The organism is Bradyrhizobium sp. Ash2021 (assembly GCF_031202265.1).
GTDB lineage: Bacteria > Pseudomonadota > Alphaproteobacteria > Rhizobiales > Xanthobacteraceae > Bradyrhizobium.
This window is the reverse complement of record NZ_CP100604.1, coordinates 1966746-1989508: the sequence shown is the minus strand read 5'-3', so window position 1 is coordinate 1989508 and position 22763 is coordinate 1966746. Positions and strand designations below refer to the sequence as shown.

Genomic DNA, 22763 nt, shown 5'->3' with positions numbered 1-22763 from the left:
ATGGGCCGCCATTCCACCGCGCATTATTTCCTTGAGGGGCTGGTCGATCTCGGCGTCGAATACATCTTCGCCAATCTCGGCACCGACCATGTGTCGCTGATCGAGGAAATGGCGCGCTGGGACAAGGAGGGCCGCAAGCACCCCGAGATGATCCTGTGCCCGCATGAAGTCGTGGCGGTGCATATGGCCGGCGGCTACGCGCTGGCGACCGGGCGCGGCCAGGCCGTGCTGGTGCATGTCGATGCCGGCACGGCGAATGCCTGCATGGCGATCCAGAACCTGTTTCGCTACCGTCTGCCGGTGATGCTGTTCGCCGGCCGCGCGCCGCATACGCTGCATGGCGAACTGACGGGATCGCGCGACAGCTATGTGCATTTCGTGCAAGACCCCTTCGATATCGCGAGCATCGTCCGCCCCTATGTCAAATGGGAATATTCGCTGCCCTCCGGCGTCGTGGTGAAGGAAGCGCTGGCCCGCGCCAGCGCCTTTGCGCAGAGCGATCCGCCCGGCCCGGTCTACATGATGCTGCCGCGCGAAACGCTCGCGGAAGAATGGGACGAGGCCGCGATGCCGGCCTATCCGCCGGCGCGTTACGGCAGCGTGCACGCCGGCGGCATCGAGCCCGCGCGGGCCGACGCAATCGCGAAAACCCTGATGGCGGCGGACAACCCGGTTGCGTTCGCAGCCTATCTCGGCCGCAAGCCGCAGGCGGTGGCGATACTCGATCGGCTGGCGCGCGCGACCGGCGTCCGCGTCGCCGAATTCAACTCGATCGACCTCAATATTCCGCAGGATTCGCCGTGCTTCGCCGGCGCCGATCCGCTGCCCTTGCTCGAGCACGCCGATCTCGGCTTGCTGCTCGATTCCGACGTGCCGTTCGTGCCGAAATATGCCGCGCGGGCGAATGCGATGAAATGGATCCAGATCGATATCGATCCGTTGAAGTCGGATTTTCCGATGTGGGGATTTCCGACCGATATGCGGATCCAGGGCGATTGCGCGGTGGTGCTGCAGCAGGTGCTCGGTGCGGTCGAAGCCCGCGCCGATGACGCCTATCGCAAGCGCATAGCCGAACGGATCGCGAGCTGGAGCAGCGCGCGCGAGGCATCCGCAGAGCGCCGCGCCACCGCCGGCGCCAATCAAGGCGTCGCAGGCGCGCTCAACCCGGCCTTCGTGTTCGCGACGCTGAGCGCAAAGCTGTCGCAGGACGACGTAGTCCTCAATGAAGCCATCCGCAACGGACCGGTCCTGCAGGAACACGTGACCCGAACCCGGCCGCAGAGTTACGTTGGCCTTGCCGGCGGCGGCCTGGGCTTTAGCGGCGGCATGGCGCTGGGGCTGAAGCTCGCGCGATCCGATCGCCGCATCGTGCAGGTGATCGGCGACGGCGGATTTCATTTCTCCTCGCCGGACAGCGTCTACGCGGTGGCGCAGCAGTACCAGATACCGATTTTCACGATCGTGCTCGACAATGGCGGCTGGCAGGCGGTGAAATCGGCGGTGCAGCGGGTTTATCCGAAGGGCATCGCCGCCGAGACCGACCAGTTCCAGTCGCGGCTGATGTCCGGCCGCCAGGGCGACCGGCGGGATTTTTCCGACGTGGCGAGAGCATTCGGCGCCTACGGCGAATGCGTCACCGAGCCGGACGAGCTTGCGGCGGCCATCGATCGCGCGTTTGCGGCGCTCGATGACGGCAAGGCCGCCGTACTGCATGTTCACGTCACACGACTTTGAATTTTCGGTCATTTTAAAGGGGCCAACGCCATGAGAACGCCGGGCCGGGATTTCCTGATGGGCGCGTGTCTTGGATTGCTGGCGATCATCGCTCCTGCCTCCGCGCAGGAAGACCCGTCGAAATATCCCTCACGCGCCATCCACATCATCGTCGGCTTCGCCGCCGGCGGCGGCAACGACATCATCGCGCGCGTCTTCGGACAGAAACTGTCCGAAAGCCTCGGCCAGCCCGTCATCGTCGAAAACAAGCCCGGCGGCGGCGCGATCGTCGCGACCGAATATGTCGCGAAATCCGCGCCCGACGGCTACACGCTGCTGATGAGCGCCAGCGGCATATCGATCAATCCGGCCGTCTACGCCAGGCTGCCCTATGACGCGGTCAACGACTTTGTCGCGGTCTCCGAACTCGCCTCGTTTCCGCTGATCATGGTCGTCAACGCTTCGTCGCCGATCAAATCGGTGGCGGAGCTGGTGACCTATGCCAAGGCCAATCCCGACAAGATGAATTATGCGAGCTCATCCGCCTCGTTCCAGCTCGTGACCGAGCTGTTCAAGCAGAAGACCGGCGCGCCGATGCAGGTCATTCCCTACAAGAGCGCCAACGAGTCGGTGCTGGCGGTCATTTCAGGCCAGGTGACCACGACCATTGCGGATGCCGGTCCGGTCCTAAGCCAGGTCAAGGCCGGAACGGTGCGCGCGCTCGCGGTCGCGGCGCCCAAACGGATGGAGGATTTGCCTGATGTGCCGACCCTGAAGGAGGCCGGCGCCGACGTCGACGCCGTGCTGTGGAGCGGGATTTTTGTGCCGAAAGCCACGCCGCCGGCGATCGTCAAAAAGCTCGAGGGTGAATTGATGCGAATTGCAAAACTGCCCGACGTGATCGCACGCCTGAAACCGCTCGGTATCGACACTGTCGGCAATTCATCGAACGAGTTCGCGAAGATCCTGGCAGCCGACCTCGCACGGTGGGGTGCGGTCGCAAAGGCCAGCAACATCAAGATCGAGCAGTAGCACCGGTTCGTTTCGGCAAGATCAGCTCGACGATGACGGTGGCGACCGCAGCGACCGCGATATTGAGGATCAGCGCGCCAAGCCCGACATAGAACACATAGCTGGCCCCGCCGAGATCGATGGTCGCGAGCGGTTTAAGCCCATTGCTCCACGCCGTCCACGACCCCCAGCCGATGCCGGTCGCCCAGCCGAGCAGCAGACCTTCGGCGCGGAACCAGCGCGTGAACAATCCGAACACCAGCGCCGGAAAGGTCTGCAGGATCCAGAGGCCGCCGAGCAGTTGCAGGTCGAGGGCGTATTGCGTCGGCAGCAACAGGATGAAAGCGAGCGCGCCGACTTTGACCACCAGCGACGCTATTTTTGCCACCGCCGCCTCCCCGGCATGGCTGATGCCGGGATTGACGTAGGACTTCCAGACGTTGCGGGTAAACAGATTGGCGGCGCCGATACTCATCACCGCCGCCGGCACCAGCGCGCCGATCGCGATCGCCGCAAACGCGAAGCCGGCGAACCATGACGGGAACAATACCTTGAACAGCATCGGCACCACGTCGTTGGGCGAGGATACCTTGATGTGGGCGGCATAGGCCATGTAGCCGAGCAACGCGATCAGGCCGAGCAGCAACGTATAGGCCGGCAGCAGGATCGCATTCTTGCGAATGGTATCGGCGGATTTCGACGCGAAGATACCGGTCAGCGTGTGCGGATACATGAAGGCGGCCAGCGCCGAACCCAGCGCCAGGGTTGCATAAGACAGCATCTGCTCCGGCTGCAAAATGAGCCCGGTCGCGCCGCCTTTTGCGGTGAAGGCATCGTTGGCCGCAGCAAACACCGCGCCATAGCCACCGAGTTTTGCCGGCACCACGACCACAGCCACCAGCACCACGATATAGATCATGATATCCTTGACGAAGGCGATCAGCGCCGGCGCGCGCAGACCGGAGCTGTAGGTGTAGAGCGCGAGAATGATGAAGGCGGCGACGAGCGGCAGTTCACCGGTCAGTCCCATCGCCTTGATCACCACGCCCATGCCGATCAGTTGCAGGGCGATATAGGGCATGGTCGCGACCATACCCGTCATCGCAACGGCCAGTTCGAGCCCGCGCGAATTGTAGGTGCCGTGGACGACATCGGCCGCAGTGACATGGCCGTTGGCATGCGCCTGCTTCCACAGCACCGGCATGACCGCGAACACGAAGGGATAGACGATGATGGTGTAAGGCAGCGCAAAGAAGCCGTAGGCGCCGACCGCATAGACCAGCGCCGGCACCGCGATCACGGTGTAGGCGGTATAGAAATCACCGCCGATCAGGAACCAGGTGATCCAGGTGCCGAACTGGCGCCCGCCCAGTCCCCATTCATCGAGGTGTTCGTTGACCGGACCGGCTTTCCAGCGCGCCGCGAAGAAACCCATCACGGTAACGAGCGCAAAGAAGAAGATGAAGACCGAGAGCGAAACCCATTCGATCTGATCGGCCATGGCCAAGCCCCCTTCCCTCAAGGCGCTTGGTCAGGCGTACGACCGCGATAGACCAGCCAGATCAGCAGCGAAGAGATCGGCACCCATGCGAGCTGGTACCAGTAGAAAAAGGGAAATCCGAACAGCGACGGCTCGGCGAAATTGTAGAAGGGCACCCATAACAGGCCGATAAACGGCGCCAGCAACAGGATCCACATGGCGGACTCCAGCCTCGCGCCGGCGTCTTCGGCCAGCGTTCCCGATACCCAAACGTTCTAAGGAACGGATCGTTGCGTCACAATCTGGATTTGCGTTGCTGCAGTGCGACGCCGGAAGATGTGATCGGCCCTCCGGGCCGGAAATTCGTCCTCAAAAATGAGGACAGGCAGAAAACCCAATGGACGATAAAGTCCAGGCAGCAATCCGCCTTCACCCAACCCTGGATGAGGAGAACGCCATGGGCCGACGCAGCAAGTGTGCATTGACGATCGAGGCAGCCGTTGCGAGCCTTGTGAGCGCTGAATGGATGCGCGTCGCTGCGTCCAACCGTCGGCCGTTATCCGCAGGAAGGGATCGCGCCGATCTCTCACACCCGCGACACCCCCGGCCCGATGGCTTCCACCATGGCCGATTTGGCGCTGCTCGACCGCGCGCTGGCCGGCGGCGGGGCGATCACGGCGGCTAGCCCGAAGCAGATACGCATCGGGATCGTCAAAACCATGCTGGCGAATCTGGACGGCGATACCGAAGCGGCATTCCGCGCGGCAGTCGATAAACTCAAATCGCAGGGCGTGACGGTCATCGATGTCGAGATGCCGAAACTGGCCGAGCTCAACGGCCAGGTCGGATTTCCCGTCGCGCTCTACGAGGCCTATGACGACATGGTGGCCTTTCTCAAGCGCAGCGGCACCGGCATCACCATCGAGCAACTGGCGAAAGGGATCGCAAGCCCCGACGTGAAGGGCACCTATGACGGGCTGGCCATTCCGCGCAAATTGCCCGGCCCCGACAACACCGTCGTCGATGCCAAGCCGGCTTACGACGCGGCCATGAAAACCGCCCGGCCCGCGCTGCAGGCGCTCTATCGGGATACATTTGCAAAGGAGAAGCTCGACGCCATCGCATTCCCGACCACACCGAAGGTCGCGATACCGGCAGAGCCCGACGCCAGCAGCCTCGCCAACTTCATCCTCTTCATCCAGAACACCGACCCCGGCAGCAATGCCGGCATTCCCGGCATCCAGATCCCGATCGCACTTGGCGCATCGTCAAAGCTGCCGGTCGGGCTCGAACTCGATGGGCCCGCGGGAAGCGATCGCCGGCTGGTGGCCATCGGCATGGCGTTTGAGAAGGTGTTTGGACGACTGCCGGCGCCATCGGCGCACTAGACGCGGCGTCAATGCTGCCTGGCGAACAGGCTGGCGACGCCGCTTCGGCGGCGTGCGCCGAGCCTGCCGAAGATGCGGTTCAGATGGGTCCGGATGGTCGAGATTTCGACTTCAAGCCGATGCGCAATCTCCTTGTCGCTGAGATCGTCGGCGATCATGCGCGCGATCTCGAACTCGCGTACTGAGAGTTTCAGGATCGGCGATTGACCGTAAGGCTCCGCCGCGGCCGACCGCCCGAAGCGCGGGCGACAGCACCCGGCTTTCTGCAGCGGCGATTTACATGACCGACAGCCAGCCTAACTGATTATGGCGGCCATGTGGAACCGGCGGAACGGATCGCGACCAAAAGCGCAACCCGCCCGACAAACCGACATCAGAATGCCGGACCCTGCCCGTTTCTGCCGTAGGTAATGCGCGGGGTTTGCAGCGTACCGTCCGGCTGCTTTTTCGCCGCGGCCACGAAGATCCTGGTGCCGGGCTGCACCTCTTCCCGCTTGCCCATTTCATAGGTGACAACGATGGTCTGGGGCGTCACCAGCAGCTTCTTCTCGCCGTCCTTGTATTTTACCGACAAAACCTGACCGTTGACGCTGTTGACGGCCTGCTCGACGTTGGCATTGGTCATCTTGCTCTTGGGCATCAGGTCCCAGTCATAATGGCCCTCACCGGTGCCGCGCATCGATTCCGGGAAGATGTGGACCTCAATGGCTTTCTGGGTGCCGTCTTCCTGCATCATGCCGGCGGAACCGACGAACATGCCCGGCTTGATGTCGGCCATTTTTGCCGGAACGATCGCGACAAACAGCGGATTGTCGGTCACCGTCAGCTTCAGCTCCGCGCCGTCGCGATTCTTGACCACATAGACCGGGCCTTCGATGCGCTCGACGGTGCCGCGGATGCGGACGGTTTCCTGCGCTGAAGCCGGCAGGACCATGCAGATGGAAATGAAGCTGGCGGCAGCCAGTACGCGTCGTGCCATGCCGGACATGGTCATCCTCCCTGGTTTTGAATGGCTCGTTGACGGCCCATTATTGAAGCGAACGCCGTCTGTGCAACCCCAGGGGGTGAACAATATTCCCTATTCCGGCTTGATGCCGGCGTCCTCGATCACCTTGCGCCAGCGCGCTTCCTCGCCGTCAAAATAGCGATCGAGCGCGTCCGGCGGCTGCGCGACCATGACGAGGCCTTCGTTGACGCCGAGTTTCTTGAACGCCTCGGATTGAACGGCCTTTGCGGCCGATTTGTTGAGACGGTCGATGATCTCGGGCGGAGTCTTGGCGGGGGCGTAGAGGCCATACCAGGCTTCCGCCGCGTAGCCGGGAACTCCGGCTTCCGAAACCGTCGGCAGTTGCGGGAAGGCCGGCGAGCGTTCCGCCGACGTCACCGCGATCGCGCGCAACTGGCCGGCCTCGACCAGCGAGGCCGCACTTGCCACCGTAGTGAACATCACCTGGATCTGCCCGCCGATCAGGTCGGTGATCGCGGGCGCCGCACCCTTATAAGGCACCGTGGTCAGATTGACTTTGGCCATGTGCTTGAACAGTTCACCCGCCAGATGCGCCGATGTCCCGGTGCCGTAGGTGCCATAGGAGAGCCTATCCGGCTCCGCCTTTGCCGCCGCGATCAGGTCCGCAATCGACTTGATCGGGGAAGCGGGATTGACCACCACGATGTTGAAGGAGCGCGCCACCAGCGCCACCGCCGCGAAATCATAGTGCGCATCATAGGGCAGTTTCGCCTGCAGGCTCGGATTGACCGCGTTCGCGAACGTGCCCATCAGCAGCGTATAGCCGTCAGACGCGCTGGTCGCGACGCTCTGGGTACCGATGATGGTGCCTGCCCCCGGCTTGTTCTCGATGATCACGGAGACGCCGAGATCCCGGGCCATCTCCTGCGCCAGCGTGCGGGCGACCACATCGGTGCCGCCGCCCGGCGCGAATGGGACCACGATCTTGATCAAGCGATAGGGATAGCCTGCCGAAGCCGGGCCATTCAGCAGCGCGCATGCTGCAAGCGCGAACAAAACCGATTTGAAAATTCGAGATGACATGCAAAGCCCGGTTGCCTGAGGAGACTCCTTCATACACTGGCGCGCTAGGCAAGGAAGGATGATGGTCATGACGCGGCGGGCACGTGCAGACGGAACAGCCATCGACTAGCATCCGCGCCAACGACAAGAGCAACAAATATCAGGGGAGGATGACATGAGGCACTGGCTGGCTGGACTGATGCTGTTGATTGCGCCCTCGGCGTTCGCACAACAGGCGGTCCCCACAATCGCTTTCGACTCCGTCCCCAACCCGCTGAAGCTGCCGCCGAACATCTATTTCGGCGAAGTGTCGGGAGTATCGGTCAATTCCAAGGGTCATGTCTTCGCGCTGTCGCGCGGCAACACCTCGGGCCCCGCCTACGCTGCCGCGGCGACGCAACTGCTGGAGTTCGACGCCAAAGGCGCGTTCGTCCGCGAGATCGGCAAGAACCTGTATGCGTGGTCGTTCGGGCACACCGTCAAGATCGATCCCCAGGACAATATCTGGGTGACCGACAAGGGCTCGGACATGGTCATCAAGTTCGATCCCGAGGGCCGCGTCGTCATGGTGTTCGGCCGCAAGCAGGAAGCCTCCGACGAGGACACCGCGCCGCTGAAACATCCAAAGCCGCCGCTGCCCGCCGAGGATGGCCGGTTTCGCCAGGTCACGGATGTGGCCTGGGACAAGGCCGGCAACACCTTCATCAGCGACGGCTACATCAATTCGCGCGTCGCCAAGGTGGACAAGGACGGCAACTGGCTGAAGTCATGGGGCGACCGCGGCAAAGAGCCCGGTCAGTTCAACACCCCGCACTCGATCGCGACCGACGCCAACGGCAATGTCTACGTCGCCGATCGCGGCAACCACCGGATCCAGGTATTCGACGGCGACGGCAAATTCCTGCGCCAGTTCACCATCGACGTGCCGGTGCCGCAGGGCGCAAAACCTGCGATCGGCAAGATACCGGATGAAGCGATGATGGCCGGCGGCACGTTTTTCCCCGGCTCGCCCTGGTCGATCTGCATTACACCGCCACCCAATCAGGTGCTGTACAGTTCCGATTCATGGCCCGGCCGCATCTACAAACTGACGCTCGATGGCAAAATGCTCGGCGTACTCGGGCAGTCCGGCAAGCAGCTAAAGCAATTCGGCTGGATCCATGCGATGGCGTGCCCGTCGGAGAATGTGCTGTATGTGGCGGAGCTGTTGAACTGGCGGGTACAGAAGTTGTTGCTGAAGCCGTGATGCCCCGGACCTATCACCGTCATTGCGAGGAGCGAAGCGACGAAGCAATCCATTCTTTCTTTATGCGGAGAGATAGATTGCTTCGCTTCGCTCGCAATGACGAAGGAGAGAGCCCTAAATCATCCGGGCTACGGCCGGAATCTTCCGCAGCATCACCGTGAGCCCCCAGCTCAGTGACAGCGCGCCGGCGAACACGACGGCGGCTTTCACTTCCGCCGGCCACGAATATTCATACACCGCGTATTGCAGCCAGATGATGAAGATGTAGTGCACGAGAAAGATGCCGTAAGCCGACGGTCGCATCGCATCGAGCAGGCTGAGTCTGGATTCCGCCGACCGCAACCAAATGGCCAGGACCGTAAACGTCATCGCCGCGCTGAACAGCGCAAAGACGAGACCGTAGCCGGCTCGCCATGACCGCGGCGGCGCGTTGAAATCCGCCACCCAATTGTGGTGCGCATAGACCAGCAACAGGATCGCGCCATAGAACAGCAGCGAAATGGCGAGCCACGCCGGCCAGCGTCTTACCAATTCGCCATTATCCGCAAGTATGCCGGCCTTGAGACTGACGGCGCCAACCCCGACTCCGGCGAGGAAATAGCCGGCGTAGAGCAGGATCCGGCTGGTCTGGATCGGAAGCGGGTAGCCGCCCGGCTCCAGCCAGCCCGTATCGCCGAATATCAGGTGCATCGGCAGATAGACCACGACCGAGAAGATCAGAAAACTTATGAAGGCCGTCACCGGCCGGTTGCGAAGAGCAAAGATGACCCAGCCCAGCGCCGCGACAACACGCGGCGCAACCGACCACACCGCGGCGGCGATGAAATCCAGCGCCAGCAGCACCCACAAAAACCACGCCGGCCCCGAGGGCCAGGGTCCGACTGTCAGCGTGTGCCACCAGAAATGCAAGAAGTTGAAGTCGGTCGTGCCGGGCAAATGATAGCGCAGGAAGGTGGGATAATAAGCGACCGGCATCAGCACGAAGATCGAGATCAGGAAGGGCACACCGAGCCGCCAGGCACGATTGCCCAGGAAATTGGCAGCGCCCCGTCGCGTCAGGCTGCCGTGAACGAACAGGCCGGAGATCAGGAACATGCAGGCCATGAAGAAACTGTCGTTGAACAGCACCACCAGATCGAAGCCGAGCCAGCGCATTTTGTCGCCGGTGCCGAAATGGGTGTAGTTGACGACGGAATGGTGGATCAGCACCAACAGAATGATGAACGTACGCGCACGATCGAGCGCGACGATGCGTGCCTTCGCCCTGGTGCCCTGATTGTTTGCGTTGGTCTTGCGCAGCATCCATTCAGCTCCAGGTGAGCTGACGTTCGATCATTTTTCGAACGCGTCGTAAACCAGCTTCTTCAGATTCACCTCAACGTGCATCCGCCCGGACGGGGCATCTTCCATCAAGACAAAAAACATGTCCAGGGCACGGTCGACCACGATATAGACGCCGGTGGCGCCGTCCCATTTGATCTCGCCAGGCGAGCCCGGCGGCGGCGGCACCGCATTACCGGGATCGGTACGGACGCCGAAACCATAGCCGAAGCCGAAACCGTCGCCGGGATAGTAGAAATAATTGCGCGCGACGCCCGAACCCGGGCCGATATGGTCGGTGGTCATCGCCGCGAACGCCGCCGGGCTGAGATAGGTCTTGCCGTCCAGGGTGCCGCCGTTCAGCAGCATCTGCCCATAACGCGCGAAATCGGCGATGGTCGAGACCATCCCGCCGCCGCCGGATTCCCACCGCGTGATGTCGAGCGAATTGCGCTCGACATGGCGGTCGCGGCGCAGCGGCTGGGCATAGCGCGCCCGCTCGACCGGATCGGTCAAAAAGAACTTTGTCGTGGTCATCCCCAAGGGATCGAGCAGCTGCGTCTTTTCGAACTGATACAGCGACTGCGCCGACGCGACCTCGATGACGCGGCCGAGCACGTCGATGGAATGCCCGTAATCCCACAGCGTGCGCGGCTGCTCGGCCAGCGGCACTTTGGCGATCCGCTCGGCGAACCCGGCATTGTCGAAATCGCCGAGATAGATGCTGCCATAGGCGGCCTTCACCAATCCCTCGCCATAGAAACCGTAGGTGATCCCTGACGTATGCAGCAGCAGATCCTCGATCGTGACCGGCCGGACCGGCGGCACGAGGTCGAGCACCGGATGACCAGTAGCGTCCTTGCGCTCGACGCCGACTTTCACACCGGCGAATGATGGAATGTACTTGGCTACGGGATCGCCCAACGCGATCTTGCCGCGATCGACCAGCATCATCGCCGCGAAGCTGGTGATGGTCTTCGTCACCGAATGAATCGGAAAGATCGCGTCCGAAGTCATCTCGATGCCGGCGTCGACATCGCGCTTGCCGAAACATCTGAAATAGACCGGCTTGCCGTGACGCTGGATCAGGACGACGGCGCCGGGAATGTTTCCTTTCGCGACCTGGTCGTTGATGAAATCATCGATGCGGGAAAGCTTGTCGAGCGACAGCACCGCGTTTGGCGGCGGGCCGAATTCGGCGGCGGATAGCGAGGTCGTCATCGAGGTGAATGCGATCGCGGTATATAGCGTCACGTAACGGCCGGGTAACGCTGATTTGCACATGAACATCCGCTGGCGTTCCCATATTTGTCGAGCGAAACTTATGGCATTGCCGCACGCTGTGGCAACGTCATTGCGAGCGAAGCGAAGCAATCCATGTCGCCACAATGAAAGAATGGATTGCTTCGTCGCTTCGCTCCTCGCAATGACGGCCAAAATCGCGTCATCACGAATACGGATTGATCAGCTTCTGCAGTTCGGCGCTGTGATGCGCGAGCATGTCGATAAAGGTCCTGACCTTCGCCGACAGATGATGGCGATGCGGATAGACCGCGTTCATCGATAATTCGACCGGCCGATACTCAGGCAACAAACGCACCAGACGGCCGGATTCGAGATCCTCATGAACCAGAAAACCCGCGGCAAGAGCTATCGCGTGGCCGTGCAGCGCCGCCACGCGTAGCGTCTCGCCGCTATTGGAGATCAGATTGCCGGATACCCGCACCGATGCCGGCATACCCTTGCGGTCGACGAACCGCCATTCGTCCTGATAGGGATAGTTGACATGGCGAACGCAATTGCGCTCCGACAAGTCGGACAATTGCTCCGGCCGGCCGTATTTCTCGACATAGGCATGCGAACAGCACAGCACCTGCCGCCAGGTGGCGAGGCTGCGCACGATCAGGCTCGAGTCCGGCGGCTGTGTCATGCGGATCACTACATCGTATCCCTCGTCGATCATGTCGACGTTTCGCTCACCCATGCTCAGATCGACCTTGGTGTCGGGATATGTCGAAAGGAATTCGGCGACCACCGGCGCGATGAATGGCACGATGTGGGTCGCGGCATAGATCCTCAGCGTGCCGCGCGGCGTCGATTGCTGGGCGCCGGCGATATCGTCGGCCTGCTCGAGATCGGCGAGGATCTGGACGCAGCGGTCGTAATAGGCCTTTCCGATTTCGGTGAGGCTGACCTTGCGCGTGGTGCGCTGAAGCAGCCGCGCGCCGAGCCGGTCTTCCAGCGACTGGACGTGGTTGCTCACCATCGTCGTCGACATGTTGAGGCGGCGCCCGGCGGCGGAAAACCCGCCGCTATCAACCACCCGGACAAAGGCCGTCAGACTGGTCAAACGATCCATCGGCAAGTCTCCGATTATCCGCTCTCACCGGATAATGCTTCCAGTTTTCCCGGGATTATCACATCGCCAATGACATTGCATCTTCAGGGCGTACCCGGCGCCCTCGTGGGAGGACGCTCCCCAGCTTCCCAGAGGATGCCATGTCGACCGCTTCTTATGTCACTGATATCAAACCGAAAATTAGCCTTCGCCCGTCCCGGAAGGCGGTCAAGCGCGGCGCTCTGGCGCTGGCCCTGGCGCTTGGAATCGCCGGCGCGGCGGATTTTGGCTACGGCTACCTCACCACGGGCCGGTATCTGGAGTCGACCGACGACGCCTATGTGAAGGCCGACTCCACGATCATCTCGCCAAAAGTCTCCGGCTATATCGCCCAGGTGCTGGTCGGCGACAACGAGAAGGTCAAAGCCGGCCAGTTGCTGGCCCGGATCGACGATCGCGATTTCAAGGCCGCGCTCGACCAGGCCCATGCCGACGTCGATGCTTCGGAAGCCGCCGTACGCAACCTCGATGCGCAGATTTCGCTGCAAGCTCCGATCATTGAGCAAGGCACCGCCGACGTCGCCGCCGCCGAAGCCAATCTGCAATTCGCCCAGGAAGAACGGGCCCGCTACGACGGGCTGATGAAGACCGGCTCCGGCACCATCCAGCGCGCCCAGCAGACCGACGCGGCGCTGCGCGAAAAGATCGCCCAGCTCCAGCACGGCAAATCGGGCCTGCTGGCCGCGCAGCGCAAGGTCGACGTCCTCACCACCGAACGCGCCAAGGCAGTCGCGCAACTCGATCGCGCCCGCGCGGTCGAAACGCAGGCGGCACTGAACCTTTCTTACACACGGATCACCGCGCCGGTTGAGGGCACGGTCGGCGCGCGGTCGCTCCGGGTTGGCCAGTATGTGCAGGCCGGAACTCAGTTGATGGCGGTCGTTCCGCTGGATGCGGTCTATGTGGTGGCGAATTTCAAGGAGACCCAGCTCACCCATGTGCGCAACGGCCAGCCGGTCGAAATCAATATCGACAGTTTTCACGGCACCAAACTACGGGGCCATGTCGACAGCCTGTCGCCGGCCAGCGGTCTCGAATTCGCGTTGCTGCCGCCCGACAACGCCACCGGCAATTTCACCAAGATTGTGCAGCGGGTGCCGGTGAAGATCGTGCTCGACGATCACAAGCTGACGGGCCTGCTGCGCCCCGGCATGTCGGCCGAGCCGACCGTCGACACCAAGGCGACCGTGCTGGCCGAGCGCGAAACCAGGGCCGGGCTCGCTTCCGACCAGCCCCGCCCACCAAACGGCGGCTAAGGGCGTCTGTCAGCTCAAGGATTATCCAATCTGACCGGACAATCCTTTCGCATTTTCCGTGATTATCGAAACCAGCCGCCTAATGCATCATGCCTCCCAAGCAAGAGGAGACCGCCATGACCACATTCCAGCCCGCCCTCAACGCCGTTCCCGCCGGCATCGGCGCGCCCAAAGCCGTAGCGACCCCGGGCAAGGCGACGCCGGCGATCTCCGCAAAGACCTGGATCGCGGTGATCGGCGCCACGCTCGGCGCCTTCATGGCGGTGCTCAACATCCAGATCGTCAACGCGTCGCTCGCGGATATTCAGGGCGCGATCGGCGCCGGCATCGATGATGGCGGCTGGATCTCGACCTCCTATCTGGTCGCCGAGATCGTGGTGATCCCCTTGAGCGGCTGGCTCGCGCAGGTGTTCTCGATCCGCATCTATCTCCTGACCAACGCGGTGCTGTTCCTGCTGCTGTCGATGGCCTGCGCCTTTGCGCAGGATCTGCCGCAGATGATCGTGCTCCGCGCGATCCAGGGTTTTACCGGTGGCGTGCTGATCCCGATGGCGTTCACGCTGATCATCACGCTGCTGCCGAAGGCAAAGCAGCCGGTCGGTCTGGCGCTGTTCGCGCTGTCAGCGACGTTCGCGCCGGCGATCGGCCCGACCATCGGCGGCTATCTCACGGAAAACTGGGGCTGGCAGTTCATTTTCTATGTCAACCTCGTGCCGGGCGCGATCATGATCGGAATGCTGTGGTTTTCGCTGCAATCGAAGCCGATGAAGCTGTCGCTGCTCCGCGCGGGCGACTGGCCCGGCATCATCACCATGGCGATCGGCCTCTCCGCGCTGCAGACCGTGCTCGAAGAGGGCAACAAGGACGACTGGTTCGGTTCGCCCTTCATCGTCAAGCTGTCGGTGATCGCAGCCATTGCGCTGACTGCGTTCCTGTGGATCGAACTGACCGCGAAAAAGCCGCTGTTGAACCTGCGCCTGCTGTTCCGCCGCAATTTCGGCTTCGGCATCCTAGCCAACTTCCTGCTCGGCGTCGCGCTCTACGGTTCCGTATTCATCCTGCCAGTCTATCTGTCGCGCATCCAGGGCTACAATTCCGAGCAGATCGGCATGGTGCTGGCCTGGACCGGCCTGCCGCAACTGTTGCTGATCCCGCTGGTGCCGCGGCTGATGAAGCGCTTCGACCCACGCCTCGTGATCGGCATTGGCTTTGCGCTGTTCGCAGTCTCCAACTTCATGAACATCTACATGACCAACGACTACGCGGCTGATCAACTGTTCTGGCCGAATGTTGTCCGTGCCGTTGGTCAGGCCCTTGTGTTTGCTCCGCTCTCGGCGGTCGCGACTGCCGGAATCGAGGCGGAGAATGCCGGGTCTGCGTCCGCGCTGTTCAACATGATGCGCAACCTCGGCGGCGCCATCGGCATCGCCGCACTGCAGACGCTGCTGACCAAGCGCGAGCAGTATCATTCCAATGTCTTGATGCAGTCAGTGTCTGTGTTCGAACAGGCGACCCGCACCCGGATCGAACAACTGACTCAGTATTTCACGAACCACGGCGTGATCGACCGCGTTGACGCCGTGCATCGCGCTTATGTCGCGCTCGGCCATATCGTGCAGAAGCAGGCCTTCATCCTGGCCTTCAGCGATACCTTCTATCTGCTCGGTGCCGCGCTCATCGTCGCGCTCATGGCAGCCCTGCTGCTGAAGAAGCCGGACCATCTTGAAAGCGGCGGCGCCCACTAGGATTATCCGCGTCAAACCCTGAAGAGGAGAACGACCATGAAACCCCGCATGAACTACTACCAGGCCGCGCCCGATACGCTCAAAGCGCTCAGCGCGCTGGAAGCTCAGATACAGGCTTCAGGTCTCGAACAGTCCCTGATCGAACTGGTCAAGACCCGGGCCTCGCAGATCAATGGTTGCGCCTACTGCATCAACATGCACACCCAGGACGCTCGCAAGCACGGCGAAACCGAACAGCGGCTGTATCTGCTGAATGCGTGGCATGAATCGCCCGTCTACACCGACCGTGAACGCGCCGCATTGGCGTGGACCGAGGCGGTGACCCTGATCTCGGAAACCCACGCGCCCGATGACCTCTATGAAGACGTCCGCGCCCAGTTCTCGGAAGCAGAGACCGTCAATCTGACCATGCTGATTGCGACCATCAACGCCTGGAACCGGCTCGCGATCAGTTTCCGCGCGGTGCCGCCGGTGAGGGCGAAGGCCGCGGTGGCGTAAAGCATCGCGAATGGCGACCTCATGGTTCGAGACGCGCGGCGCTGCCGCGCTCCTCACCATGAGGAGGTGGAGGACCTCATCCTGAGGAGCAAGCGCCAGCGTGCGTCTCGAAGGATGAAGCCACCGAACTGCAATGTACTCCCGTTACACCGCCGTCGCCTTGGCGAAATCGACATAGATCTCGCGGAGCCGGTCCGTCATCGGGCCCGGCTTGCCATTGGCGACCTTCTTGCCGTCGATCGTCACCACCGCCTGCACGAACACGGTGGCGCTGGTGATGAAGGCTTCCTTGGCGGCCAGCGCCTCCTCGACCGAGAAGGCGCGCTCCTCGACGCGGAGCTGGCGTTCTTCGGCGAGTGCGACCACCGCCTTGCGGGTGCAGCCGGGCAAAATCGCGCTGCCATTCTGGCGCGTCACCAGCACGTCGTCCTGGGTCAGAATGAAGGCCGATGACGAGCCGCCTTCGGTGACCTTGCCATCCTCGATCATCCAGGCCTCGCCGGCGCCCGCTTCCGCCGCGGCCTGCTTGGCCAGCACCTGCGCCAGCAGCGCCACGCTCTTGATATCGCGCCGGGTCCAGCGGAGGTCGGGCACGGTGATGACGCCGATGCCGGTCCTGGCCGACGGCGCGCCAATGATATCCTTGACCGAGGTGAACATGATCAGCGTCGGCTTGACGCCTTTTGGGAACGCAAAGTCGCGGCCGGTATCGGCGCCGCGCGTCACCTCCAGATAGACCATGCCGTTGACGAGGTTGTTGCGCGCGACCAGTTCCTTCTGAATTTCCTGAATCCGCGCCGTCGTCTCCGGCAATTCAAGCTGGATTTCGCCGACCGAGCGCTCCAGCCGCGCCAGATGCGAGGCATTGTCGATCAACATCCGGTCGAGCACCGCGGCGACCTCGTAGATGCCGTCGGCGAACAGGAATCCGCGGTCGAGGACGGAGACCTTGGCCTCGGACATGGGCACGAACGAGCCGTTGACGTAAGCGATCTGTTCCAAAGCGAGGTCTCCTGGGGGCGGGGAAAGGGGTTGCGGCAATTCCTATACGCAAATTGTTAACGCCGATAAACCCTCCTCACGTCATTCCGGGGCGCGCGCAGCGCGAGCCCGGAATGACAGAGTGTTAATGCGACAAAATCTTCGACAAAAACTTCTGCGCGCGGTCGCTGCGGGGGCTGCCGAAGAAATCGGTCTTCAGCGCGTCCTCGACGATTTCGCCCTGGTCCATGAAGATCACCCGGTGCGCGACCTTGCTGGCGAAACCCATCTCATGGGTGACGACCATCATGGTCATGCCCTCGCGGGCGAGATCGACCATCACGTCAAGCACCTCGCTGATCATTTCGGGATCAAGCGCCGAGGTCGGCTCATCGAACAGCATCGCGATCGGGTCCATCGCCAGTGCGCGGGCAATCGCGACGCGCTGCTGCTGACCTCCGGACAATTCGGCCGGGTATTTGCGGGCGTGGTCATTCAGCCCGACGCGGTCGAGCAGTTTTGCAGCCTTGGCCATCGCCTCGTCATGCGACCGGCCCAGCACCTTCTCCTGCGCCAGGCACAAATTCTCGATGATCTTCAAATGCGGGAACAGCTCAAAATGCTGGAACACCATGCCGACGCGGGCGCGCAGTTTCGGCAGGTCGGTCCTGGGATCGTTGACCTTGATGCCGTCGAGGATGATCTCGCCGGCCTGAAACGGCTCCAGCGCGTTGACGCATTTGATCAGCGTCGATTTTCCAGAACCGGACGGACCGCACACCACCACCACTTCGCCCTTGGCGACGCTGGTGGTGCAATCCTTCAGCGCCTGGAAACTCGGCCCGTACCATTTATCGACGTGGCTGATCTCGATCATGCGTGCTTCTCTACCGGACAATGGCGATGCGTGCCTGCAGGCGCCGGACGCCAAAGGACGCGAAACAGGAAATTGCGAAATAGACCACGGCCGCGAACAGGTACATCTCGACCAGCCGGCCGTCGCGCTGCGCCACCTTGCTGGCGGCGCCGAGGAAGTCCGGGATCGAGAGCACATAGACCAGCGACGTATCCTGGAACAGCACGATGGTCTGCGTCAGCAGCACCGGCAGCATGTTCCGGAACGCCTGCGGCAGCACGACATAGCGCATCGACTGGGCGTAGGTCAGGCCAAGCGCGCTCGCGGCGGCGGGCTGTCCTTTCGAGATCGACTGAATGCCGGCGCGCATGATCTCCGAGAAATACGCCGCCTCGAACAGGATGAAGGTGACGAGCGAGGAGGTGAACGCGCCGACGCGGATCGGCCGCGACGATCCGGTCACCCATTGCCCGATATAGGGCACCAGGAAATAGAACCAGAAGATGACCAGCACCAGCGGCAGCGAGCGCATCAGATCGACATAGAGCCCGGCGATGCGGCCGAGCAGTCTGTAGCCTGAGAGCCGCATCAGCGCGATCAGCGTGCCGAAGATCAGGCCGCCCAACGCGCCCAGCCCCGTCAGCGTCAGCGTGAACGTCATGCCGTCGAAGAACAGGTAGCCGAGCGAGCGGCGGATGACGTCGAAGTCGAAATTGGCGAACATCAGCTATTTCCCCGTGATGTAGCCGGGGATCGCTATGCTGCGCTCAAGGAAGCGCATGGCGATGACAACCACGATATTGATCAGGAGGTACAGCACGGTAGCACCGGTGAAGGCCTCGAACACCTGAAACGAAAATTCCTGCATCGCCCGGGCCTCGCCGGTCAGCTCGATCAGGCCGATGGTGATCGCCACCGAAGTATTCTTGATGGTCGAGAGAAATTCGGAGGTCAGCGGCGGCATGATGATCCGGAACGCCATCGGCAGCAGCACATAGCGATAGGTCTGCGCCGTCGTCAGCCCGAGCGCGGTCGCAGCCATCTTCTGTCCGCGCGGCAGGGAGTTGACGCCGGCGCGGGTTTGTTCGGCGACGCGCGCGGACATGAACAGGCCGATCCCTATGACCGCGGTGTAGAACGGCGCATAGGGCATCTGCTTCAGCCACAGCCCCCACTCCTGCGGCACGATTTCCGGCAACACGAAGAACCAGATGAACAGTTGCACCAGCAGCGGCATGTTGCGGAAGAACTCGACATAGGCAAAGCCGATCCGGGACGCGGCCTTCGACGGCAGCGTGCGCATGACGCCCACAACCGCGCCAAACACCAGCGCAATGATCCAGGCGCAGAGCGAGGTCTCGATCGTCAGCAGCAGCCCGGACAGCAGCATGTCGAGATAGGTGCCGGTCCCGTTCGGGGCCGGCTCAAAGAAGATGCTCCAGTTCCAGTGATAGTTCACGCGAGCTTTCCGTGCGCCAGGGCTACGCCGTCGACCGGCTCACATCGCCTTGTAGGAATCCGGATCTGGAGAATCCGACGGTTTCGAAAATTCATGCTTCAGCTCCGCGCCGATCGGCGTGTTGAGGTTCAATCCCTTGGGCGGGATTTTTTGCATGAACCACTTGTCATACAGCTTCTGGCCGTCGGCGCTCTGGTACAGCGCAGCGGTGGCGGCGTCGACGACCTTCTTGAAATCCGGATCGTCCTTGCGCAGCATGATGCCGTAGGGCTCGGGCTTGGAGAACGCGTCCGTGGAAATGACGTAGGCGCCGGGATCTTTCGACCCGGCGACGAAGCTGGCGAGCAGGATATCGTCCAGCACCGCCGCAACCGCACGATCGGTCTCGACCATCAGGAACGATTCGGCATGCTCTTTCGCCGGGATGATGTTGATGCCGAGGCTGCGGGCGGCGTTGGCTTCGGTGAGTTGCTTGATGTTGGTGGTGCCTGAGGTCGAGGCCACCGATTTGCCCTTGAGGTCCTCGATCGAGCCGAGCTTAGAGGACTTCTTCGACACGAAGCGGGTCGCGGTCAGAAAATGGGTGTTGGTGAACGCCACCTGCTTCAGCCGGTCGGCGTTGTTGGTGGTCGATCCGCATTCGAGGTCGATGGTGCCGTTGGCCAGCAACGGGATACGGGTCGACGACGTCACCGGGTTGAATTCGACCGCGAGCTTGTCGAGCTTGAGATCCTTCTTCACGGCGTCGACGATCGCAAGGCAGATGTCGATCGCAAAGCCGATCGGCTTCTGGTTGTCGTCCAGATAGGAGAACGGGATCGACGAGTCGCGGTAGCCGATGGTGATGGCGCCGGTTTCCTTGATTTTCTTCAGCGTCCCCGTCAGCTCTTCGGCGTTGGCCTGCGCGGCGCAGAAAGCGGCGCCGATCACGAGCCCAACCATACGCAGGCGTTTCATTCGTCTCTCCTCGCTTGGATGGCGGCAATAATGCACAAATCGGGCCGGAAAAGAACGCAACTTTCGGCCGCCTCACGACCCAGGACTTCAGAAGTTAGGACTCCAGAACTTAAGATTCCAGAACTTAAGGCCCATGCAATGGTCGGGCCATTGCATGGGCCAGCAAGCCCTCAGCGTGGGTCAGGACGCCGTTATTTGTAGGAATCGGGATCCGGCGAGTCCGACGGTTTGGCGAACTCGTTCTTCAGCTCCGCGCTGATCGGCGCGTTGAGGTTCAAGCCCTTGGGCGGGATCTTCTGCGTGAACCACTTGTCATAGAGCTTCTGCCCCTCGCCGCTGGTATAGAGCGCCGCGGTCGCGCCATCGACCACCTTCTTGAAAGCGGGATCGTCCTTGCGCAGCATGATGCCGTAGGGCTCGGGCTTCGAGAACGCGTCCTTGGAGATGACGTAGTCGTCCGGCGCCTTCGATCCGGCGACGAGGCTCGCCAGCAGGATGTCGTCCATCACGAAGGCGACCGCGCGGTCGGTCTCGACCATCAGGAAGGCTTCGGCGTGATCCTTGGCCGGGATGATATTGACGTTGAGGCCGCGCGCGGCGTTGGCTTCAGTCAGCTGCTTGATGTTGGTGGTGCCCGCCGTCGAGACCACCGACTTGCCCTTGAGATCGGCGATCGCGTCGATCTTGTTTGCCTTCTTGGAGACGTAGCGGCTCGCGGTCAGGAAGTGGGTGTTGGTGAAGGAAATCTGCTTCTGGCGTTCGGCATTGTTGGTGGTCGAACCACATTCGAGATCGACGGTGCCGTTGGCCAGCAACGGGATGCGGGTCGACGAGGTCACCGGATTGAGCTTGACTTCGAGCTTGTCGAGCTTGAGCTCCTTCTTCACGGCGTCGACGATCTTGTAGCAGATGTCCATCGCAAAGCCGATCGGCTTCTGGCTGTCGTCGAGATAGGAAAATGGAATCGAGGAATCGCGGAAGCCGAGCGTGATCGCGCCGGTTTCCTTGACGTTCTTCAGCGTTCCCGTCAGCTCTTCGGCGTTGGCCTGGCCGGCCGAGAGCGCGGCGGCAAGCGCGTAACCGATGATGTACTGGCGTTTCATAGGTGTACTCCTTGTCTGGTTGGTATCGATTGTGTGAGAATCTCGCCGAGAACCGGCGCGATGTAGCGGCGAAACTGTTCGGGGTTCTCGCTCATCGGGAAATGACCGAGCTGCTCCATGATCTCGACGCGGGCGCCCCCGATGGCGGCCGCGGTCCGCTTGGTGTCTTCCGGCGTACAGGAAAAATCATACTCGCCCGTGAGCAGATAGAGCGGGCATACTTTAGTATCGATTGCCTCGACCCGGCCGCGCAAATCGCCGTCGACCCGGTAGAAATAGAGATCGCCCTTGAATACGCCGGGACCGCCCTGTTTGTAGCCCCATAGCGTCTCCATCCGCGAGGCTTGCGGGCTCTGCGGCGCAATCAGGCCGGATACCAGCGCGGCGCAAATCTCGCCGCCATGGATATCGGGGCGGTTCAGCCAGGTGGTGTCGTACCAGGGGGCCTGAAAATCGGCGGCTTCGAGCCCGATCAGCGCGCGGAATTCGGCGGCATGGTCGATCGCGAGATTGAGCACGATGCGGCCGCCGATCGAACACCCCATGACCACGGGCTTGTCCAGCTTCAACGCGCCGCAGAACGCGCGGATCGTCTGCGTGTAGCGCGCGGTGGTGAGCTGATATTCCTCGCCGCTCCAGTTCGCCGGCGGATTGGACTTGCCATGCCAGGGCATGTCGAAGGCGATGATGCGGAAGTTCTTTGCGAACTCTTCATCCGCCAGCAGATGCCGCCATTGCCGTCCGTCGGAGCCCGCGGTGTGCAGGCACACCAGCGGAATGCCTGCGCCGTTCTCTTCGAAATAGATGCGATGCATCGCGCCATCGATCTCGACATGGACGTAGCGGCCGACCATCGGCTCGATGGCACCGTTCACGACGACACCGTTGCGGCATCAAGCCGCGGCAGCGCCAGCAGGTCCTTGAAATACTGCAGATGCGCCATGAAGGGGTGCAGATCGCCTTCCAGCACCGCCTCCCCGCGTTTGGTCAAAGCGAGCAGATCGTGCCACCCCGGCTTCGGCATGGCTTGCCAGTATTCGGCCCATGCGGCTGATGTCGCACGATACGAGAAACGCCAGGATCGCATCAACACCGGCGCTTGTGTCAGGTCGGTGATCCGGCCGGCCCGGATCGACACGTGGAATGGACGACCCATCGGACCGAGCAGGCAGTCGCAGTCGAGAAACCGGCCGTGCATGACCAGCGCCGGAGTTCGTTCGAGCAATGCGGGAATTTCAGCGAACGCCTTGATAACAGCGGCGTCGGAAGCATCCGAAAGTGGCGTCATGCGATTTGAGGCAGAGGTCCTGCAATGCCGGCATT

23 protein-coding genes are annotated in these 22763 nt (G+C 62.0%); 7 read left to right on the top strand and 16 right to left on the bottom strand.

What is annotated here, in order from left to right:
• Together NL528_RS09555 and NL528_RS09550 are read left to right on the top strand one after the other, a co-directional pair.
• The gene (locus NL528_RS09555; RefSeq protein ID WP_309182447.1) at nucleotides 1-1734 is read left to right on the top strand and encodes a thiamine pyrophosphate-requiring protein; all 1734 of its coding nucleotides are present in this window, start codon (nucleotides 1-3) and stop codon (nucleotides 1732-1734) included.
• Nucleotides 1735-1764: 30 nt separating this feature from the next.
• The gene (locus NL528_RS09550) at nucleotides 1765-2745 is read left to right on the top strand and encodes a tripartite tricarboxylate transporter substrate binding protein (protein ID WP_309182445.1); all 981 of its coding nucleotides are present in this window, start codon (nucleotides 1765-1767) and stop codon (nucleotides 2743-2745) included.
• Here the strand turns inward: NL528_RS09550 and mctP are convergent.
• Complete coding sequence (gene mctP, locus NL528_RS09545; protein WP_309182443.1) at nucleotides 2729-4225, bottom strand: monocarboxylate uptake permease MctP; 1497 nt, start codon at nucleotides 4223-4225, stop codon at nucleotides 2729-2731. The two genes, NL528_RS09550 and mctP, sit on opposite strands and share 17 nt — an antisense overlap.
• A 17-nt stretch (nucleotides 4226-4242) precedes the next feature.
• Nucleotides 4243-4422 (bottom strand): DUF3311 domain-containing protein, encoded by a 180-nt coding sequence (locus NL528_RS09540; RefSeq protein WP_309182442.1) that lies wholly within the window; start codon nucleotides 4420-4422, stop codon nucleotides 4243-4245.
• 300 nt (nucleotides 4423-4722) lie between these two features.
• Between NL528_RS09540 and NL528_RS09535 the strand changes: the two genes are divergently transcribed.
• Nucleotides 4723-5592, top strand: a complete 870-nt coding sequence (locus tag NL528_RS09535) for an amidase family protein (protein ID WP_309184841.1) — start codon at nucleotides 4723-4725, stop codon at nucleotides 5590-5592.
• Between the two features lie 8 nt (nucleotides 5593-5600).
• Here NL528_RS09535 and NL528_RS09530 read toward each other — a convergent pair whose 3' ends face one another.
• The 3 genes from NL528_RS09530 to NL528_RS09520 form a co-directional block, all read right to left on the bottom strand.
• Nucleotides 5601-5750 carry a LuxR C-terminal-related transcriptional regulator gene (locus tag NL528_RS09530; protein WP_309182441.1) on the bottom strand — a complete coding sequence of 50 codons (150 nt, stop codon included), beginning with the start codon at nucleotides 5748-5750 and terminating at the stop codon, nucleotides 5601-5603.
• Nucleotides 5751-5965: 215 nt separating this feature from the next.
• Entirely contained in the window at nucleotides 5966-6580 is a 615-nt protein-coding gene (locus tag NL528_RS09525; RefSeq protein ID WP_309182440.1) for a hypothetical protein, read from the bottom strand.
• Between the two features lie 90 nt (nucleotides 6581-6670).
• Nucleotides 6671-7642: a tripartite tricarboxylate transporter substrate binding protein gene (locus NL528_RS09520; RefSeq protein ID WP_309182439.1), complete on the bottom strand. Its 972-nt coding sequence runs from the start codon at nucleotides 7640-7642 to the stop codon at nucleotides 6671-6673.
• A gap of 154 nt (nucleotides 7643-7796) precedes the next feature.
• On the opposite strand from NL528_RS09520, the gene NL528_RS09515 reads away from it, so the two are divergent.
• The gene (locus tag NL528_RS09515; protein ID WP_309182438.1) at nucleotides 7797-8867 is read left to right on the top strand and encodes a peptidyl-alpha-hydroxyglycine alpha-amidating lyase family protein; all 1071 of its coding nucleotides are present in this window, start codon (nucleotides 7797-7799) and stop codon (nucleotides 8865-8867) included.
• Between the two features lie 114 nt (nucleotides 8868-8981).
• Here the strand turns inward: NL528_RS09515 and NL528_RS09510 are convergent, their stop codons facing one another.
• From NL528_RS09510 to NL528_RS09500, 3 genes are all read right to left on the bottom strand, one after another.
• Nucleotides 8982-10169: an acyltransferase gene (locus NL528_RS09510; RefSeq protein ID WP_309182437.1), complete on the bottom strand. Its 1188-nt coding sequence runs from the start codon at nucleotides 10167-10169 to the stop codon at nucleotides 8982-8984.
• A 30-nt stretch (nucleotides 10170-10199) separates the two neighbouring features.
• Complete coding sequence (locus NL528_RS09505; protein ID WP_309182436.1) at nucleotides 10200-11471, bottom strand: serine hydrolase domain-containing protein; 1272 nt, start codon at nucleotides 11469-11471, stop codon at nucleotides 10200-10202.
• A gap of 163 nt (nucleotides 11472-11634) precedes the next feature.
• Nucleotides 11635-12546 (bottom strand): LysR family transcriptional regulator, encoded by a 912-nt coding sequence (locus NL528_RS09500; protein ID WP_309182435.1) that lies wholly within the window; start codon nucleotides 12544-12546, stop codon nucleotides 11635-11637.
• Between the two features lie 140 nt (nucleotides 12547-12686).
• On the opposite strand from NL528_RS09500, the gene NL528_RS09495 reads away from it, so the two are divergent.
• The 3 genes from NL528_RS09495 to NL528_RS09485 all read left to right on the top strand — a co-directional run bounded on the left by NL528_RS09495 (nucleotide 12687) and on the right by NL528_RS09485 (nucleotide 16084).
• Nucleotides 12687-13841: an HlyD family secretion protein gene (locus NL528_RS09495; protein WP_309182434.1), complete on the top strand. Its 1155-nt coding sequence runs from the start codon at nucleotides 12687-12689 to the stop codon at nucleotides 13839-13841.
• 116 nt (nucleotides 13842-13957) lie between these two features.
• Nucleotides 13958-15586 (top strand): MDR family MFS transporter, encoded by a 1629-nt coding sequence (locus tag NL528_RS09490; protein ID WP_375143997.1) that lies wholly within the window; start codon nucleotides 13958-13960, stop codon nucleotides 15584-15586.
• A 36-nt stretch (nucleotides 15587-15622) separates the two neighbouring features.
• A complete protein-coding gene (locus tag NL528_RS09485; RefSeq protein ID WP_309182433.1) occupies nucleotides 15623-16084 on the top strand; it encodes a carboxymuconolactone decarboxylase family protein in 462 nt (153 codons plus the stop codon).
• Nucleotides 16085-16228: 144 nt separating this feature from the next.
• Here NL528_RS09485 and NL528_RS09480 read toward each other — a convergent pair whose 3' ends face one another.
• From NL528_RS09480 to NL528_RS09445, 8 genes are all read right to left on the bottom strand, one after another.
• The gene (locus NL528_RS09480) at nucleotides 16229-17086 is read right to left on the bottom strand and encodes a D-amino-acid transaminase (protein ID WP_309182432.1); all 858 of its coding nucleotides are present in this window, start codon (nucleotides 17084-17086) and stop codon (nucleotides 16229-16231) included.
• A gap of 124 nt (nucleotides 17087-17210) precedes the next feature.
• Nucleotides 17211-17942, bottom strand: coding sequence for an amino acid ABC transporter ATP-binding protein (locus tag NL528_RS09475; RefSeq protein ID WP_309182431.1), 732 nt, complete (start codon nucleotides 17940-17942; stop codon nucleotides 17211-17213).
• Between the two features lie 10 nt (nucleotides 17943-17952).
• Entirely contained in the window at nucleotides 17953-18645 is a 693-nt protein-coding gene (locus NL528_RS09470) for an amino acid ABC transporter permease (RefSeq protein WP_074278881.1), read from the bottom strand.
• A 3-nt stretch (nucleotides 18646-18648) separates the two neighbouring features.
• On the bottom strand, nucleotides 18649-19380 hold the full coding sequence (locus tag NL528_RS09465; protein ID WP_309182430.1) for an amino acid ABC transporter permease: 732 nt from the start codon (nucleotides 19378-19380) through the stop codon (nucleotides 18649-18651).
• A 39-nt stretch (nucleotides 19381-19419) separates the two neighbouring features.
• Nucleotides 19420-20337, bottom strand: a complete 918-nt coding sequence (locus tag NL528_RS09460; protein WP_309182429.1) for an amino acid ABC transporter substrate-binding protein — start codon at nucleotides 20335-20337, stop codon at nucleotides 19420-19422.
• A gap of 191 nt (nucleotides 20338-20528) precedes the next feature.
• Nucleotides 20529-21440: an amino acid ABC transporter substrate-binding protein gene (locus NL528_RS09455; protein WP_309182428.1), complete on the bottom strand. Its 912-nt coding sequence runs from the start codon at nucleotides 21438-21440 to the stop codon at nucleotides 20529-20531.
• On the bottom strand, nucleotides 21437-22315 hold the full coding sequence (locus NL528_RS09450; protein ID WP_309182427.1) for an alpha/beta hydrolase: 879 nt from the start codon (nucleotides 22313-22315) through the stop codon (nucleotides 21437-21439). The genes NL528_RS09455 and NL528_RS09450 overlap by 4 nt, the downstream gene beginning before the upstream one ends.
• The gene (locus NL528_RS09445; RefSeq protein WP_309182426.1) at nucleotides 22312-22728 is read right to left on the bottom strand and encodes a hypothetical protein; all 417 of its coding nucleotides are present in this window, start codon (nucleotides 22726-22728) and stop codon (nucleotides 22312-22314) included. Before NL528_RS09445 ends, NL528_RS09450 begins: the two co-directional genes overlap by 4 nt.
• Nucleotides 22729-22763 lie beyond the last annotated feature (35 nt).